General features: G+C 32.7%; 17 protein-coding genes. 4 read left to right on the top strand and 13 right to left on the bottom strand.

Translation table 11 applies throughout. The annotated features are described in order from the left end of the window. Entirely contained in the window at nucleotides 1–870 is an 870-nt protein-coding gene (locus tag KKI21_02185) for a class I SAM-dependent methyltransferase (GenBank protein MBU4285014.1), read from the top strand. On the opposite strand, the gene KKI21_02180 is transcribed toward KKI21_02185, so the two are convergent. Next, nucleotides 793–2,232 carry a glycosyltransferase family 39 protein gene (locus KKI21_02180; GenBank protein ID MBU4285013.1) on the bottom strand — a complete coding sequence of 480 codons (1,440 nt, stop codon included), beginning with the start codon at nucleotides 2,230–2,232 and terminating at the stop codon, nucleotides 793–795. The two genes, KKI21_02185 and KKI21_02180, sit on opposite strands and share 78 nt — an antisense overlap. 65 nt (nucleotides 2,233–2,297) lie before the next feature. On the opposite strand from KKI21_02180, the gene KKI21_02175 reads away from it, so the two are divergent. From KKI21_02175 to KKI21_02165, 3 genes are read left to right on the top strand one after another with little or no spacing between them, the layout of a single operon-like run. Further along, on the top strand, nucleotides 2,298–2,999 hold the full coding sequence (locus KKI21_02175; GenBank protein MBU4285012.1) for a glycosyltransferase family 2 protein: 702 nt from the start codon (nucleotides 2,298–2,300) through the stop codon (nucleotides 2,997–2,999). Nucleotides 3,000–3,003: 4 nt separating this feature from the next. Continuing rightward, a complete protein-coding gene (locus KKI21_02170; protein MBU4285011.1) occupies nucleotides 3,004–3,339 on the top strand; it encodes a DUF2304 family protein in 336 nt (111 codons plus the stop codon). After that, nucleotides 3,336–4,706: a B12-binding domain-containing radical SAM protein gene (locus KKI21_02165; protein MBU4285010.1), complete on the top strand. Its 1,371-nt coding sequence runs from the start codon at nucleotides 3,336–3,338 to the stop codon at nucleotides 4,704–4,706. The genes KKI21_02170 and KKI21_02165 overlap by 4 nt, the downstream gene beginning before the upstream one ends. A gap of 9 nt (nucleotides 4,707–4,715) precedes the next feature. Here KKI21_02165 and KKI21_02160 read toward each other — a convergent pair whose 3' ends face one another. The 12 genes from KKI21_02160 to KKI21_02105 form a co-directional block, all read right to left on the bottom strand. Then, nucleotides 4,716–6,095, bottom strand: a complete 1,380-nt coding sequence (locus KKI21_02160) for a B12-binding domain-containing radical SAM protein (GenBank protein ID MBU4285009.1) — start codon at nucleotides 6,093–6,095, stop codon at nucleotides 4,716–4,718. Continuing rightward, nucleotides 6,092–6,721 (bottom strand): class I SAM-dependent methyltransferase, encoded by a 630-nt coding sequence (locus tag KKI21_02155; GenBank protein MBU4285008.1) that lies wholly within the window; start codon nucleotides 6,719–6,721, stop codon nucleotides 6,092–6,094. Before KKI21_02155 ends, KKI21_02160 begins: the two co-directional genes overlap by 4 nt. Next, complete coding sequence (locus KKI21_02150) at nucleotides 6,721–8,808, bottom strand: methyltransferase domain-containing protein (GenBank protein MBU4285007.1); 2,088 nt, start codon at nucleotides 8,806–8,808, stop codon at nucleotides 6,721–6,723. The genes KKI21_02155 and KKI21_02150 overlap by 1 nt, the downstream gene beginning before the upstream one ends. 2 nt (nucleotides 8,809–8,810) lie before the next feature. Continuing rightward, the gene (locus tag KKI21_02145; GenBank protein MBU4285006.1) at nucleotides 8,811–9,689 is read right to left on the bottom strand and encodes a methyltransferase domain-containing protein; all 879 of its coding nucleotides are present in this window, start codon (nucleotides 9,687–9,689) and stop codon (nucleotides 8,811–8,813) included. A 4-nt stretch (nucleotides 9,690–9,693) separates the two neighbouring features. After that, the gene (locus KKI21_02140) at nucleotides 9,694–10,713 is read right to left on the bottom strand and encodes a glycosyltransferase family 2 protein (protein ID MBU4285005.1); all 1,020 of its coding nucleotides are present in this window, start codon (nucleotides 10,711–10,713) and stop codon (nucleotides 9,694–9,696) included. Then, nucleotides 10,714–11,085 carry a hypothetical protein gene (locus tag KKI21_02135; protein MBU4285004.1) on the bottom strand — a complete coding sequence of 124 codons (372 nt, stop codon included), beginning with the start codon at nucleotides 11,083–11,085 and terminating at the stop codon, nucleotides 10,714–10,716. Nucleotides 11,086–11,166: 81 nt separating this feature from the next. Further along, nucleotides 11,167–12,648 carry a B12-binding domain-containing radical SAM protein gene (locus KKI21_02130; protein MBU4285003.1) on the bottom strand — a complete coding sequence of 494 codons (1,482 nt, stop codon included), beginning with the start codon at nucleotides 12,646–12,648 and terminating at the stop codon, nucleotides 11,167–11,169. Next, the gene (locus tag KKI21_02125; GenBank protein ID MBU4285002.1) at nucleotides 12,645–13,280 is read right to left on the bottom strand and encodes a methyltransferase domain-containing protein; all 636 of its coding nucleotides are present in this window, start codon (nucleotides 13,278–13,280) and stop codon (nucleotides 12,645–12,647) included. Before KKI21_02125 ends, KKI21_02130 begins: the two co-directional genes overlap by 4 nt. Next, entirely contained in the window at nucleotides 13,264–14,337 is a 1,074-nt protein-coding gene (locus tag KKI21_02120; protein ID MBU4285001.1) for a glycosyltransferase, read from the bottom strand. Before KKI21_02120 ends, KKI21_02125 begins: the two co-directional genes overlap by 17 nt. Next, nucleotides 14,334–15,668: a B12-binding domain-containing radical SAM protein gene (locus tag KKI21_02115; GenBank protein ID MBU4285000.1), complete on the bottom strand. Its 1,335-nt coding sequence runs from the start codon at nucleotides 15,666–15,668 to the stop codon at nucleotides 14,334–14,336. The genes KKI21_02120 and KKI21_02115 overlap by 4 nt, the downstream gene beginning before the upstream one ends. Continuing rightward, nucleotides 15,649–16,773 (bottom strand): glycosyltransferase family 4 protein, encoded by a 1,125-nt coding sequence (locus KKI21_02110; protein ID MBU4284999.1) that lies wholly within the window; start codon nucleotides 16,771–16,773, stop codon nucleotides 15,649–15,651. Before KKI21_02110 ends, KKI21_02115 begins: the two co-directional genes overlap by 20 nt. After that, on the bottom strand, nucleotides 16,770–17,414 hold the full coding sequence (locus KKI21_02105) for a class I SAM-dependent methyltransferase (protein ID MBU4284998.1): 645 nt from the start codon (nucleotides 17,412–17,414) through the stop codon (nucleotides 16,770–16,772). The genes KKI21_02110 and KKI21_02105 overlap by 4 nt, the downstream gene beginning before the upstream one ends. Between the last annotated feature and the right edge of the window lie 5 nt (nucleotides 17,415–17,419).

The raw sequence follows: 17,419 nt of genomic DNA, 5'->3' as shown, positions 1-17,419 counted from the left end.
ATGAATCAAATCAAATGCATTATTTGTAATAAAGATGAAACGAAACAATTGTTTGCCGGCAAAGATCTGCTTCATAAGGTAGACGATACTAAGTTTAATATTGTTAAATGCCTTAATTGTGGTCTGGTCTATTTAAATCCCCAGCCCACCCTCGAGGGATTAAAAAAATATTATCCTCCTGATTATAAAACGTATCAGTCCAAAAAAATAAACACATCTTCACATAAGAAAGGAGTAAACCATAAAGAAGACCAAAGTAGATTACATTTTTTAGATTTTGGCTGCGGGAGCGGAAATCAATTATCAGAAATTAAAAAAAGCCACCCCAATTGGGCACTATATGGCTTGGATATAAATGAATATGCTTGTAAACAGTCTATAGAGAAAGGACTAAATATTTTTTGCGGAGAACTTAAAGACGCAAATTATAAATTTAATTATTTTGATATTATAAACCTGAATAATAGCTTGGAACATCTCAATAATCCCCTTACAACTCTGCAACAATTAAAAAACCTTCTAAAGCCAAATGGAGAAATAATTATTTACGGTCCAAATTTCCGCAGTTTGTCGGCAAAAATATTTAAAAATAAATGGTTTGGTCTTGACTGCCCTCGCCATCTTTATCATTTTACTCCCAAAACAATAAATCAACTTCTGGAAAAAGCTGGTTTCAAAACACAAAAGATTGAATTCGACCCTAATCCGAAAATATTTCTAAAAACACTGAATTATGTTTTTAAGTGTAAAAATGATAAAACGAATTTTATTCTTTCTTATCTATTCTGTTGGCTATTTCGACCCCTGAGTCATCTCTTGGCTAAGTTCGGCTTGACTAGTATGATGACTATCACGGCGAAAAAACTTTGAATAAAAAGCAAAAATCCCCACCACAAAAAACATAATATAAAAAGGATAAATGGGATAGGCATAACGCGGGATGCCATGAATCAAGCTATAAAATAAATTAAAATAAATTATTAACAATAAAATAGGAGCTAAAACGGACAATTTGTTTTTAGATTTCACGATACCATAAACAACCAAAGCAAAAAACAATAACCAAACTAAACGAACAAATATAAGAAATGAGGTTTTAATATAATTTGGCACGTGATTCCAACGATATTGAACGAATAAAGTAGATGCTTCTCTAACAGAAAAATTCTTTGCCGGTAAAAGAGGGCTATTTAATCTTATAAAATCTAATAATGAAGCGGCAACCAACATTACAGGGTTACTAATAATTTCTTTTAGACCATTCTTTATTAGTTGGATTTCAACATCTCCGTATTCCTTTTTAGAATTTTCGATTTTTTCTGCCAAATCAATAGTTAAAGGATGTTTCCACAATTTTTTAATATCAACATCTGGATCAAATTTCTGAACAAAATAGTATCCTACTGTCTGGCCAACCAAATGGGACCAAAAATCATTTTTAATACCATTCATTATTTCGACACGCCGAGAAAAAATCAAACCTCCTTTTGGCGACACAAATTCAAGTTTCCCTTTCTTAAATAAATCCCGCATTATCCAAGGGCTAACCACAATTAACAGTCCTAAAATAAATAGAATAACCCGCTTCCAAAAAAACAATGTTTTAAACTGCTTTCTATAGAAACAAAAAAACCAGGTCAAGATGAATAGTGGTAATAATTGGGCAACACCGTTAAGCAAAATTGCAAGGCCTAATATAATACCAGAACCAAAAAACCATTTTTTTTTACCAGTTTCTTGACTTTTATAAATAAATAACGCTAAAAGCAAAGTTAGAAAAATAAAAATTACTTCACGATGTATCTGCCCTACTTCATTTGCCAAAGGATAACAAAAAGCAAAAATAATTGCCGAGGTTTTAGCAATTTTTTCATGTCTAAACAAAGAACGGACAAGAAAATAAAACAAAATTATCGAAATACAGAAAACTATTAAATTTAAAATTCTTAATGCATCCTGGTTTGGTCCTACTAATTTATAGACTCCGGCAATAATTAATGGATATAATGGCTCTATCAAACTTTCCCTCGTAGAACCATCGTCACTAAATATTCCTTTCTCAATTATATTTCTGCCAATCTTGTCATAAAGAGCCCCATCATCTGTATATGTTCCGTCGGCAAACAATTTATGCTGAATACCAAAATCACCCCAACTCCAAAGCAAGGCACTTAGCAAAGTTAACCCAAGAAGTATAATTAAAAAATATCTATTTTCTTTAATTGTTTGCATAAAACAAGGTAGACAAAAAACTCTTTATATTATATCCTTATAATAAGATTTAAATATAATCCTATATGATTACTATAAATCAAAAATCATCAAAAAGCAAGAAAATATTTGTAGTAATCCCGGCTTATAATGAAGAAAAAACCATTGGTCAAGTTATTCGAGAAGTCAAAAAATACGTTGATAATATTATTGTAGTAGACGATGGCTCAACAGATAAAACTTATGAAACCGCAAAAAAAGAAGAAGTTAGTATTTATCATCACATAATTAACAGGGGTTTGGGCGGGGCGCTAACAACAGGAATTAAAGGGGCGTTACTGGAACATGGTGATATTTTTTTAACATTTGATGCCGACGGTCAGCATAAGGCTCAGGATATTCCAAAAATGGTCAATCCTATAAAAAATGGAGTGGCTGATATTATAATCGGCTCTCGATTATTGGTCCCTTCCAAAATGCCCTTTTCAAGAAAATTAGCTAACCGAATAGCTAATATAATTACCCGTTTCTTGTTTGGAATCTGGACAACTGATAGCCAGTCGGGTTTAAGATGCTTTAATAAAAAAACAGCTCAACTTTTAAATCTTAAAACCAACTCTATGGAGGTTTCTTCAGAAATAATCAAAGAAATTAAGGTTCACAATCTTAAATTAATGGAGGTACCTATTCAGGCTATTTATACTGATTATTCACTTTCTAAGGGACAAAATTTTATTCTTGGCTTAAAAACTTTTGTTAAACTAATAATTCTTAAATTATTTAAATAAAAATATGTTTATCCAATTTTTAATAATTGTTTTTGCTTTATCTGTTATAATAAAAATAATTTTAAATTTTAAAAGGGGGGAAATCTCTTTGAAGGGATTGTTATTCTGGTTAATACTCTGGATAATAATTTTAATAGCTGTTCTGTTGCCTCAAACTACTGCTTTTTTTGCTAAAATATTGGGGGTTGGTAGAGGGGTAGATGTTGCTATTTACTTCTCAATAGTATTGCTCTTCTATCTTGTATTTAGAATATTTATTAAGCTTCAGAAAATCGAAACTAATATCACCGAAATTATCAGAGAAATAGCTCTCAAAAATAGTTCTAAAAGAAAAAAATGACTATTCTTCTCATTAATCCGCCAGGTAAAAAGTCTCTTGTCTGTCCACCGCTGGGACTGGCTTATTTGGCAGCTACCCTCCAAAAATTAAATTATCGAGTTATTATTCTTGATTATTTGTTAGAAAAATTTTCAGAAGAAAAACTATTAAAATTTATAAAAAAAGAAAATGCTTCTATTATTGGCTTAACTGCTGTGACGCCAAATATAAAAAAAGCTCTTTACCTGGCAGAAATAATTAAAAAAAAATTCCCTGAAAAAATTATTATTTTAGGCGGAGCCCATGCCACTCTTAAACCAAATGAAGTGCTAGAAAAAACCGAAAGCATTGATTATGTTTTTCGAGGAGAGGGAGAAATAAGATTTCCAAAACTGGTTGAATATATCTTAAAAAAACAAAATCCCGAGAATCTGCCTGGGTTAACCTTCCGAAGAAATAAACAAATTATCAATACCCCTGACGCTGATTTTATTGAAAACTTAGACGAATTACCCTTCCCGGCCCGAGAATTATTAAACATAAAAAGATATTCTAAATATTTAAATAGTCTTAAAAAACCAGCCACCACTATTTTTACTAGTCGAGGATGTCCTCACCATTGCATTTACTGCTCTAAGCCAATTACTGGTACCAAATTTAGACCCCGAAGTCCAGAAAATATTATTTCGGAAATAGAATTACTTAAAAATAAATATGGCATTAAAGAACTCCAATTTTACGACGACACATTTACCTTAGACAGGAAGCGAGTATTAAAAATCTGCCAACTACTCATTGAGAATAAAATAAAAATTCAATGGAAGTGCGAAACCCGAGTTAATTTAGTCGACAAAGAACTACTCAAAATAATGAAAAAAGCCGGCTGCTATTTAATTGCTTATGGTATTGAATCTGGAAGCCAGAGAGTCCTAAATTTTCTAAAAAAAGGCACTACTATTGAACAAATAAAAAATACTGTCGAAATAACAAAAGGGGTTAATATTCAAATGTTGGGATACTTTATACTCGGCATACCCACCGAAAGCGAGGAGGAAATTAAACGAACCATTAAATTTAGTAAAGAATTAAATTTAGACTATGTCCAGTTTGCTATTGCTACCGCCTACCCCGGAACAGAACTTTATGAAATAGCAAAACAATCAAGAAAGATTAATAACGATTGGTCAAAAAGTTTTTATGCTCTAAGCGCAAAACCACTTATCAGCTTATCCGATGTTTCAATTAACAAGCTTCGTCGCTATCTAAAAACTGCTTATAGATCATTTTATTTCAGACCGAAATACATCTGGAAGAGGATAAGTTCAATAAAATCTTTGAAGGATTTATTATACAATCTACGAGGGCTGAAAATCCTAACAAAAATCTAATTGGATAAACTATCCTAAAAATGATTTTAGCCGCTCAAAAACTTTCTTTATTACATATTTAGGTAAATCCATTAAAAACGGACTGTGCCAAATGTTTTTTGCATTTAAATACAAACGCAATCGCCTGAATCTTTTATAAATCCGGTAAAGCTGATCAGCATTATATAATTCTGAAAGAATAATCGCTTCTTTATGGCCGACTTCAAAATTGACGTTAAACTTCGACCAATCCATATCATCCGAAACCAAATTTCTGGTTTTAGCATATTCCCAGATCGGCGTACCGGGCAGTGGTGTCAAAACATAAACATCAACCAAATCCAAAGGATTATTTTTTATAAAACGATAAGTTTCCATCATTTCTTCTTCAGTTTCATCGGGCGAACCAATAACAAAAGAAGCATTAACCGTAATCCCGTATTTTTTTAGTATAGCCACGGCATTTTTATTGAATTCGACCGAGGCAGTCTCTCCTTTCAAATAACGCAACACCCTCTCGTTGCCCGACTCCAAACCAAGACCGACCGAGACAACACCTAATTTATTTAGGATTTTAGCTACTCCTTTATTAACCAGATTAGCCCGACACGAACCGGTAAATTTTATTTTCCCCAACAACCCCTCTTTCTCCAACAAAACGACAATTTCTTCCAACCGCTGCGGACTAATAATAAAAAGGTCGTCAAAAAAACTAATCATCCTAACGCCGTATCGTTCATAAAGCTCTTTAATTTCCTCAACCACATATTCTGCCGAAAACAACCGAACCTTATTCCAAAATCGAGATGACGCGCAAAAAGTGCATCTATACGGACATCCTCGCGAAGAAAAAATGTAAGAATGTTTTTTTATCTCAAGCAAATCGCGCGCCGACATCTTTATCTCGTCTAAATTACTTATAAGTGGCGCTGGTTCATTCACGACCAGTCGCCCGCCATCATCGCGATACACGATTCCTTTTATTTTTTTTAATTCTTTTTTGGAAAACTCGCCCGCTTTTTCGAACAGACAAAAAAGATCAACGATCGTCCGTTCTCCTTCCCCAATACAGCCCAAAACCGCTTCGTTGGGCAAGGACTGCGGCAACATTGAAATATGAATCCCGCCCATTATAACTGGGATATTTCTATTATGCGCGAAAACCGCGTATTCTTTTGCCAGATTAAAATTTTGCGTAACCGAACTTATGCCCACGATATTCGGCTCAAATTGAGAAATCTGTCTTTTTACTTCAGACTCATTTCCATTCTCTATTATCCGAAAATCAAAATAATCGTCTCCAAAATGAGAACGCAAAGCACTTGCCAAATAAGCCAATCCTAAACCCGGATACCTCGTTTCCACTTCGCTTATGGGATCTATCGCCCTTATAAATAAAACTTTTTTCATTTTTTCCTCGCTAAGACTAAGCAATGCAAACTTAAAATCCAAAACCCAAACGGAGTATTTTTGATTTTGATAATCTCGAAACCCGCCCTACTCAAAATCTTTTCGATACTCCATGGCGAAAAATGATTAATATGGCCGTAATCGGCAAATGCTTCTTTGAATTTTAAAAAAAGTATTCTGGCTATTTTAAAAAAAGTGTCATTGGGAAACACGATGATTAAATCTCCGCCGGGTCTCAAAATCCTCTTTATATTTTCGAGCGCCAAACCTACGTTGTCCAAATGTTCAATCACCTCTGAAAGGATACACAGGTCAATCGATTCTTCTTTTATTTTTAAACCATAAACGTCGCCCAGAACGACTGGTAGGTTGTATTTTTTGCAGATATCAACATTCTCAACAATTACATCAACGCCTAAAATATTTTTATCTTTGTATTTGTTTACTAATTTCTCAAGCGTGATACCTTCACCGCAACCGATATCCAAAATATCCTGATGTTTTTTTTTAATAAAATCGAGTATTTTTTTATCACGCCAATCCCAATACCAACGACCAATGCCACCTTTTCGGTATTGGTCTCTTTGATAAAGAAGCGATGAAGTTTTTTTATAATCGATAGGCATTATTTTTTTCGAAAAACAACACACATTACCCCTGTTCGACCAACCGTTTTTTCTAATATAATATCAATAAGCGTGAAAATAATTTTATTCAAAAAAGAAATAAAAAAATTCTGCCTGTTTTCTATTAGGGGGAATAGTCTATCAGCAAGCTTTTTTCGATTCAGCCCCCGATATAAAAGCGAGTGCATAGACCATATCCAAAAAATTGGGACCGGACTATGTTTAATTTTTTCCAACTTCAAGCCGGCTTTATCCGCTATTTTTTCCAAAGTCTTAGGCGTAAAAAAAGTCCAGTGCCTCGGAAAATGGAATCCACCCCAGTGGCCAGATTTGGCAAATAATTTGGAATCGACGGAATCAAAGTCCGGGGTCTCGCAGAAAAAAATTCCTGAAGGTTTGAGGGCAAAGGCTACTTTTTGAAACATTTGAAAGGGATCCGAAACATGCTCAATGACATTACTTGAATAAATTATGTCAAAATTTTCCTTCGCTAGTTCGACATCCTCAATTTTCGCCTTTATTACAGAATGACCCTTCGCCGCTGTAATATTAATTGCCCTTTCATCGAAATCAATTCCGGTCGTTAGTGCTCCCCGACAACTCTCCCTAAAAACATCTAATGCTCCCCCGCTACCGCAACCAACATCAAGAATTTTTATTTGACTTTGTTTCGGAATAAGTTTTAAAACTTGCCTGATTCTACTCGGAAATCCCAGACAATGATTTAAATAATTCTTGAGGCGCACTAAAAAATTTCTTTTTGTATTTATTTCCGAATACTGTTCATTGTGACAACAATAATTTTTTGGATAAATTATGTCTAATTCTTTTTTATCTGGCCTTGGATTAAGATAGACTAAATCGCAATTTTTACATTTCACTACAAAAAAAAGGTCTTGAGTTGTATCTTTAAATTCATGTTCGCGTCCACTAGAAATTACTTCTCTTTCCCAGGAACCGCATAAAGGACATGGACGGTCTATTTTTGCAATATTTTTATGAAAAGATTTGGCTCTAAAAAGATCCTTATTTTCAGAAAAAACTTTTTCTGCCGTTATCGGATAACTATCGATATTTGCAAGTTTTGCCAAATGATTCTTAATAAATGAAGTTTCCTCGCCGGCCAAACACCGAGGATTGTATCGTTTTAATTCCGGCAACTTTAGCATTTGTTCTCTAATATCAACGAGGGATTCGGTCATTATATTGCCAAAAGAGATATGTAAGAAAGGACAGGGCATCACGTCGCCATATTCAGATACATAGATAACCTGCTTAGCTCCCGGACAACCTATCTCTCCCATATTTTCATAGTTATCTCTCGTTAAAAAAGGGTATTTTTTATGCATTTCTTTCATGTAATCAAGATCTTCTTCGTCACAAAGAATGTCTAAATTACCTTCCAACTCGCCAAATGGAATTAGAGGCGTAAAAATCAATTGCGTTCGCGTTTTAATGGCATAATCAACTAAATCACGAAAGGGTTTTTTTCTTGTACCGCTCCGAGCAACACAAGTAATAATAACCGGGTTCATTCCTTCTTCTCTTATTATATCAAGAGCTTCGAAGCATTTTCTAAACGATCCGGGCTGTCTCCTGAATTCATCGTGCTCTTGTTCTGTCCCGCCGTCTATTGATATACTGATCTGATCAACGCCGGCTTTTTTAAAATCCTTCACTTTTTCTTTCGTAAGGGCAAAGGCGTTGGATGCCAAAGAAATAAAAGTTCTCTTCGGCCTACAAATTTTCAGTAAATTTATAAAATCTGGCGTTATTCCTATTTCTCCACCCACAAAATCAAATGCCATCACGCCAGCCTTAAGACATTCCTTGATTATTGCTGCTTTTTCATAAAACTCCGGCTCTTTAATCCCGGCGTTCCTGAATTTCAATGCGTAACAATGCGAACAATGAAAATTGCATTGGTAGGAAGATGCGAAAACCGCCCCTCTGAGTAAATCTTTCTTAAAAACAAATTTTAAAAAATAGCGATAAGCTGTCTTAATTAAAAATAAAGGTTTATCAACTAAGAGATGCGAATTTATTTGTTTTATCCTAGATTCAAACAATAAGTTAAATATTTTCATTGTTATTCATTTACCTTTTTTCCAATATAATATACCGAGTGCGCCAGTATGTAGCTTTTTTTGCCTTTAGCCAAAATGATGTCTAAAAATTTTATTGGGAATATTAAAATAGTAAAAATCGACTTCATGAGAAGATGAATGGGATGGCACAAAAATGAAAATATTCCAGCAAGATAATCGCTGAAAATGCCAATAAATGCAACGCTGGGACCTCGATAAACTCCGCTTTCTATCTCTTTAAAATCTTCAAAAAGAACTCTTAATCCTTCAATGCTATATCTTTGATAATCATTCGGGTAACTGTGAAATGGATGAACAAATGGCGCTACAATAAAAATCGCCCCGCCTTTTTTCAAAACCCTTTTAATTTCGGCGGTAAATTTATCGGGATACTTCACATGCTCAATAACTGCCTCGGCTATAACCGCATCAAAGGTATCAGCGGCAAAAGGAAGACAACAACCATCTGCCACAATATCAATATTAGGAAATGCCTCAACGTCAAGATTTACAACCCTCCTTCCGTAATTTTTCGAGCCGGATCCTAAATTCAGCACAATAAATCTGTCATCTTTTGTGCCCAAAAAAATACTATGAAATTTTTTCAAAGGATCATAGGGTACAAAATCAGCTCCAAAAATATATTTCAATATTTTAAAAATTCTCGAATTCCTAATACGACTTCGGAATTCAAAATTTCTACTAGACAAAGAATATTCTGACTTGTTGGATTCAATCAAAAAATATGGAACGTTATTTATTATTGGATATTCTTTATTACATTTTAAGCAGAATAAAAATTTTTCCTTCTTTATAAGCAACTCTTTGCAAAACGGGCAAACAATAACATCTGGTTTTAATTTTTCGAAAATAGAAACCATATCTTTATTTTTTGAAAGTTAATTCTTTAAAGCTTAGCCGATATTTGCGCAAAAGCGGATAAAATTCATACCGTGATAATTTTTTATTTCTTTGAATGATTCTCCTTTTCTTTATAAATAGCGGTAATTTTTTAAAAGCGTTAAAATAAGCCTTGAATATCGTTCCCACGGTAGTGAAAACTGAACCCTGTTTCACAAATTGAAACGATGCTCCCCTTTTGGCCAAAACCGCATAAAATTGCAAAATAAATCTGAACAAAGTAAAAAACGGGAAAAGAAATAGAAGTTCTAATGGAAAATTTTTCACGACTAGCCAAATATGATTCCTCTCAACAAGGTAGGCTTTAAAGGACGAATACTTGCCAGCGGTGCCCGAATAATAGTGGTATACAATTGCATTCGGCGATAGAACCGCTTTCCAGCCCGCCAACCTACCCCTTAAACCCAAATCAGAATCTTCACAATAAGCAAAAAATAATTCATCAAAAAGACCAATTTCTTCAATCATTTCCCGTTTGTATAAAGCGGCGCAGGCGCTCGGAAACATCACCTCTTCAATTCTATCATATTGCCCCTTATCAATCTCACCTCTGCCTCTTTGACGCGTCATCCCATCAAGGCAAACATTCACACCCACCGAATCAATCTCATTCTGGCCACTCATCAACAGTATTTTGGAAGCACACATACCAATCTTTCTATCTTTTTGAGCCACCTCGACCAAATTCTCTAACCAATTCTTATCTGTCATTGTATCATTATTAAGCGTCACTATAAATTCTCCTTTGGATACTTTAATCCCTTGATTATTTGCCTCTGCAAAGCCAGGGTTTTCTTTATTTTTTATAATTTTTATTTCAGAGAAATTACTTTTTACAAATTCCACAGATCCATCCGTAGATCCATTGTCTATCAGGATAATCTCAAAATTTTTATAAATCTGCTTCCTGAGAGAATTCAGGCAGGTGGCTAAAAAACGCATGCCGTTATAATTCAAAATAATTATTGAAATAAGAGGATTCATTTATTTAAAAATTATGTAGGCACCTGAAAGTATTAAAAGAACGCCCAAAACTTTAACAACCGTTATTGTTTCTCCTAGAAAAATCCAGGAGAATAAAAAAAGCAAAACAAAAAATATAGCTCCACTTATAGGAAAAGCTGTGGTGAGATCCATTTTTGAAATAACCATCAACCATAAAAAAGCGCCGCCAGCCGCAATAAGTACACCAATAATGATAAACTTGTTCTGAATTAATTTTAAAATAATTACACCCAAATCATGAAAACCAGCTATTTTTAATTCGCCGATTATTTTAAGACCTTTTTTTAAAAATGTCTGACTAAATATCGTAAATAATGCTACTAATATGGTCAATAATATATTTTTGTACATTATATTTATAATATAATCCTTTTTCGTATTTGATGCAATGGCCACGATAATTTTATTCCTGATTTTAAAATCTTTATTATGCTATTTCTCTTCTCGTGTCTTTCGGTTTTGATAAAAAGATAAAATACGCTCAATTGGAAAAAAATAAAATTTATATTTAAATCTTAAATCAATCCACCAATTTAATAATGCGTATATGCCCATTTTTTTTAACAATAAATGTTTCCAACTTTTTTTAAGTTTAAGATGGTTTTCGCTAATAATCCTTTTTAAAACAAATAAATCTTTTAATAATAGGACTTTCCCAATGTGAGACTTGCTTGTCCATGGAGTGGTTACGCTAGTTAGTCCAAACCCACCCCATTCTTCCAGGTTTTTTGGTTCTTTAAATCCTTGTTGAAGAGCTAACTCATACAAAGAAGTGCCAGGATAGGGGGTGTAAAAAAATAAGAAAGTTTTGGCAAGAGGATTGACTTTAAAAATCCTACAGATTAGTTCAAACGTGTTATTTAGTTCTTTTTTTGGTGGTATTGTGGGAAAACTGGTCATAAATGAATTTAGGATATCAATATCATATTTTCGGGCTTTTCTATTGCATTCTATCGCCATGTCTATTGAAAGTTGCTTATTAATTAAATTTAGCGTTTCTTTGTCTCCTGATTCAGCACCGATTAAAAGTTCTCTGATTCCTGCCTTTCGCAAAAGCTTCCATTCATCATCAGTATATCCGGCTAATTGGTCTGCCCTGCCATTAACCGTAGAAAAGCTTAAATGTATATTGCGTTCCAATAATCCAGAACAGATATCCAAAACCCTCTGCTTATTTACGAAAAAATTAGAATCTCTAATTTCTACACCATCAATATTGTAGGTTTTAACTAAATACTCTAATTCGTCAACTACTCTTTCGGCCGGATAAGCATCCCATTTCCTGCTAAAAGCAGGATTAGACAAATAACAAAAAGCACAATTAAAAACACATCCCGAGCTGGTGATATAAACCAAACTTCTGCTGGCATAATTATTTTTCCTAATATATTGTTCAATACTATCGCCCAAAACATGGTATGGGAATAAAGGATAATCATTTATACTTTTAAATGGCCTTGTCGGATTATCGATTATTTTCCCGTCTTTTTTAAAAGTTATCCCTCGAATATCGTCATAACTCTCATTGTTGTTTAATCTATGGACAAGCTCAGTAAAAGTATCTTCTCCCTGTCCCTTGACCACGATATCCACCAATGGATGTTCAACCGTTTGAATGGGCTTAATTGTAGGATGGATTCCTCCCCAAACAATAGGCACGTTTGGATTTTTTTCTCTTACCAATTTGGCGAATTGTAATCCGTCATAAATTTGATAACCCGTCATAGCTGTTATGCCGACACAAAGCGCTTTGTCTGCGTACATCAATGCCTGATTCTTATCAAAAGAATGAAAGATTTTAATATCATATCCCTCCTTTTCTAAAAACACAGAAATTGCTATTAGATTCAACGGGGTTTCTCTTTTCCTGTCTTCAGAAGGATTAGGCATAAAAAGTAAAATTGTTTTTTTCATATTTTCTGTTTTATTTTACATGCCACAACCCTAATACAATCTTCCTCTTTTATATGGTAATCCCTAGGTTCTTCTTGTTTAATCCCTATAAAACCGTACTTTTCTAATTCTGTTTTTATACGTTCATAATTCCAGCCCCAAAGATGAACATCGCCTAAAAATCTTTGGGCGCCAAAAATGTTAAATAATCTTTTTTCGTCCCCTTCTTTTAAATATGCTTCTATATTTTTATCAAAATCCGGAAACTCCATAACCAACTCTCCCCCTGGTTTTAAAATTTTATACCAATTTGAAAAAACATAAGGAATTTCTTTTATCGAAAAATGTTCTATTAAGTGATAACATTCTATTCGCTCAATTGATCCAGGGGGGAACGGCAAATTAATTACATTTAATACATAATCGGTTATCTTTGTTTTATTGTAATCAATATTTATAAATCCATCCTTTTTTTGACGACCGCAACCCAGGTGCAGTTTAATATTTTTCTCTTCTATAGAAAACAAACTGTATTTCAGTTTCAAATACCAATAAGTAGAAAATCTTCTAAGAGAATTTGAGTTTTTACCAAAATAAGTTTTCCTGGCCTTAGTATAAAAATTAGGAATTATTTTTTTAATTTTTTCTTTCATTTTTGTCTACCATTAAAAATAAAATCTCTTTTAATTGTTTTCCAATAACAACAGAACTTGCCCGTTCTTCAAAAACCTTTCTGGCGCCATAAGAAATTTTCTTTCTCATTGCCTCTTCGTGTTTTAATTCAATAATTTTGTCGGCTAAATCATTCGAATCGGCCATTCTACAAAAAAGAACGCTCTCTTTATTTATCAACAATTCGCGCACGGCACGAGAATCTCCCGTAATAAATGGCTTCCCCATGGCCATTGACTCATATACTTTATTGGGAATAACAAGCATCGCTTTTTGAGTTCCACCAAAAATTCCCAAACACACATCGGCCTCTTGAATATGTTTTGGCAATTCCTCATAGGCTATTTGATCAATTAATTTAATATTGGTTAAATTATCTAAATTTTTTATCTTATCTTCATATAGTTTTCCTTTGCCGATTATTTCAAAACAAATATCTTTTTCTTTTTCTAAAATTTTTGCCGCATTGATAATATGCTCGAAACCATGCATTGGAGTAACCTTGGCATAAAAAAGAATCGTAAAACATTCATGATAAATTTGAGGTCGAGGACAAAAAACATCCTCAATCGTCCCAACAAAAATTCTTTCGAATTTATTCCTTGGCAATTTAAAAGTTTTAACAAAATATTTAATATGTTCTTCTGTATCTAATAAAATCTTATCGGCTAATTTACAGGAAAACCAATCAGCAAAATAATAAAATTTGGCTTTTAAAGAATTTGTACCTAGTTTTTTCCTTTCAATTTCAGTAATGTATTTAGAAGCAAAAACATCAAAAATAACTGGTTTTTTGCTTAAAATCTTTGCCAAAAACATAATGTAATGACCTGGAAAGCCAACTACTATACAATCATATTTATCTTTAATTTGCCGATGTTTTTTTATTAACCTGAAAACAAGAATAGGAAATTTCTTCCAGCCTAAAAATCTGGAACAACATTCAATAATCTCTACTCCGTTTTCTTTTAATCCCTTAATCAAAACGGCGTTTCGGGAAAAACTTTGTTCATATGTGCCAAAAAAACAAACTGTCATAATTTAGATTTTAAAATATTAAAAGCTTTATGAATTTTCCTTAAAAAATGAATAAACCAAAGCCGTAAAGAAAAAAATATTGGTTGATAAATCGGCACTTCTTTATAATTAGGCAAATTTTCATATTTTTTATTCCAATTAAAATTTTCTGGCAAGCATTTATTTTTATAATCAGCAAATAATTGAGTGCCTGGATATAATACCGTATAAGGCCCAATAGCAAATTCTTCAGGAGTTAATTTTAATCTAAATATCAACCAAAAAGTTTTTATAACGTCAAAAATATTTTCGTCTGGATAATTAAAAATAAACGAACCGCGAGCAGAAATACCATGTTTTTTAACTATTTTAACCGCCTTTATAATTTGATTGGGTAAAATTAATTTATTCATTTTTTTCAACATTTTTTTACTGCCGGATTCAATACCAAAAGAAATCATAACACAACCAACCTCTTTAATTGCTGTAACAATTTCTTCATCTATAGAATCAACTCTGCCATAACAGGCCCATTTAAATTTTAAATTTTCCTTTTTAACTTTTTGACAAAACTCCAATATTCTATCTTTATTTACTAAAAAATGATCATCATAAATGAAAATATGATAACCGGGAAACTTAGGCAATAAAATTTTTAATTCCTCAATTATATTGTCAATAGAACGAAATCTTATTCGACCATAATTTGTTTCTTTGGCAGCACAAAAACCGCAATTAAAAGGACATCCGCGGCTACTAATTATCGGTACTGACATAGGTTTACCTTTAATGGGTACCGTAAGCTGATAATCATCCATATTGATTAAATTAAAATCTGGAAAAGGATATTCGTCCAGGTTTACTACTATACGACCAACGTGATTTTCTTTAATCGCGCCTTGTCTGGTTCTATAAATGATGCCTCCAATATTTTCAAAATCTTTCTTGCTATTCAAACAATCAATAATTACTCTCATTGCATTCTCTCCATCATTTGTAACTAAAATATCCAATTCGGGTAAATTTTTAATTGTTTCCTGAGGACAAATGGTTGGATGGGGTCCACCTAAAATAGTAATTATATTTGAATCAATTTTTTTAAGCAATTTAATAACGTCAAAAGATTCAAATCGCTCGTGAGAATTACAAGTGACACCGGCTATTTTGATATTTTCTTCTTTTATTAATTTTTCTAATTCTTCTTTCATATCTCCCTTAAAGACCATGAAATCCCTTAAAATCACCTGATGGCCACCTTGTTTCAAGAAGGAAGCAATATACATTAAACTAAGCGGTGGACCAGCCCCCTTGGCGCTGAAAAATGATTTTGGTTTAATTAATAATATTTTCATCTTTTTTTAAAAAATCTATTATTCTCTCGGCCCGTTTATCCCATGTGTATTTTTTAACATCCTCTGACGCCCGGCTTAAAATCTTTTCTGCTAAAAATGAATCATTCAAAATGGTTTTAATTCCCTCTGCCAGCATTTTGGGGTTATTTGGCGCTATTAAGATTGCGTTATTATTGTTGAGAATTTCTCTAATTGACGGTAAATCTGAAGCCACAATTGGTTTCCCGGCGGCCATATATTCAAACATTTTCATTGGTGAAATATAATAAGCATAATGCTCTATCCAAGGAAATGGCATAGTAAGAATATCCATAGCCTTCGCATAAAACGGAACCATTTCTGTCAATTGATATTTTATAAAAATGCACTTATGTCCAAAATTATATTTATCAGCCATTGTTTTATATTCTTCTATTTCGTCTTCTGTTCCTCCAACAAAACACATACTTATGTCTAAATCGTCTAAAAATCGAAGCGATTCTATCATTGTTTTTATGCCTTTTTCCTGGCCTTTTGTTTTAAACCTGCCAATAAAACCAATTAGATTTTTATCGAGGGGTAAATTTAATTTGTGGCGGATGGATTGTGTAGAAATATCAATTGCCTCAAATGCCTTTAAATCAACTGCATCGGGCACAACAATAATTTTATCCTTAGAAACATTAAATTTTTTTATAAGCAAGTCCTTAAAATAATTCGTAATAACAATAAAATAATCAACATGTTTTATAATAAATTTTTCTTTTGATGTCTTTTCAAATCTATGATACTCTAAAGCTATTTTATAATGGAAAAGATTTTTCAAAAGGCTCAATATTAAAAGCAAGTTTGAATCCCTACAATAAACAATATTATAATCTTTTTTGTTAATATTTTTAAAAAAGAATTTAAACGTCCAAAAAAAATAATAAAAAGTTCTCAGTCCTTTTTTATTAAAGCCCACTTCTTTATAATTAACGCCTTTTAACGACTCAAAAGCATTAGCAATAATCAACAAAAAATCTTTATTTAATAACTTATAAAACCCTCTTGAAGTATTTAAAATCTGCTGACTATTGGCCATTTGTGAAGGAAATTGATTAGATGTTAAATAGATTAGCTTCATTTATTTTTGCATTTAAAAATCAATTGATAAGAAATTAACGATGGAAAAATTTTTGCCAGCCAACTATACTTTTTCTGAATAACGGGATAAATTCTAACCTGTTTAAACTCTTTGTTTAAAATTTGTTTAAGTTCTTTATAAGAAAAATGATTAATATGTACAGGATCGTTTAATGGTGTTCCTTTTTTCCTGCCAAAAAGAATCCTAAAACGATTTTTCAAACTAAAAGCATTGGGAACCGAACCAATAAATAATCCATCTTCTTTAAGAATGTTTTTAATTCTTCCTAAAACCTTTTCGGGAAAATAGAGATGCTCCAATATCTCACTGGCCACTACAACATCAAACTCTTTGGATAAATCACAATCATCATTTAAATCAAGCCATTTTGTTCTTATATTAAGTTTCTCTTCGCATCTTTTTAAAGCTTCGCAATCCACGTCTACGCCCAAAACCTCGTTTCCTTTAATAAAATATTTTGTTAAAGCACCATCTCTACAACCCAAATCCAAAACCTTTTTCTCTCGACCAATCCATTCGGAAAATAACTTTCCTTTAATTATTCCAAAAGAAACGAAATCTTCTCGTTTTTCGGCTGTGTGATGATAGTGATAAATTTTATTAAGAGTTTCTTTGGACATTTTTA

Source organism: Patescibacteria group bacterium, assembly GCA_018897295.1.
Taxonomy (GTDB): Bacteria; Patescibacteriota; Minisyncoccia; order RBG-13-40-8-A; family RBG-13-40-8-A; genus JAHILA01.
Note: the sequence above shows the minus strand (reverse complement) of the source record. Positions and strands in the feature narration are given on the sequence as shown.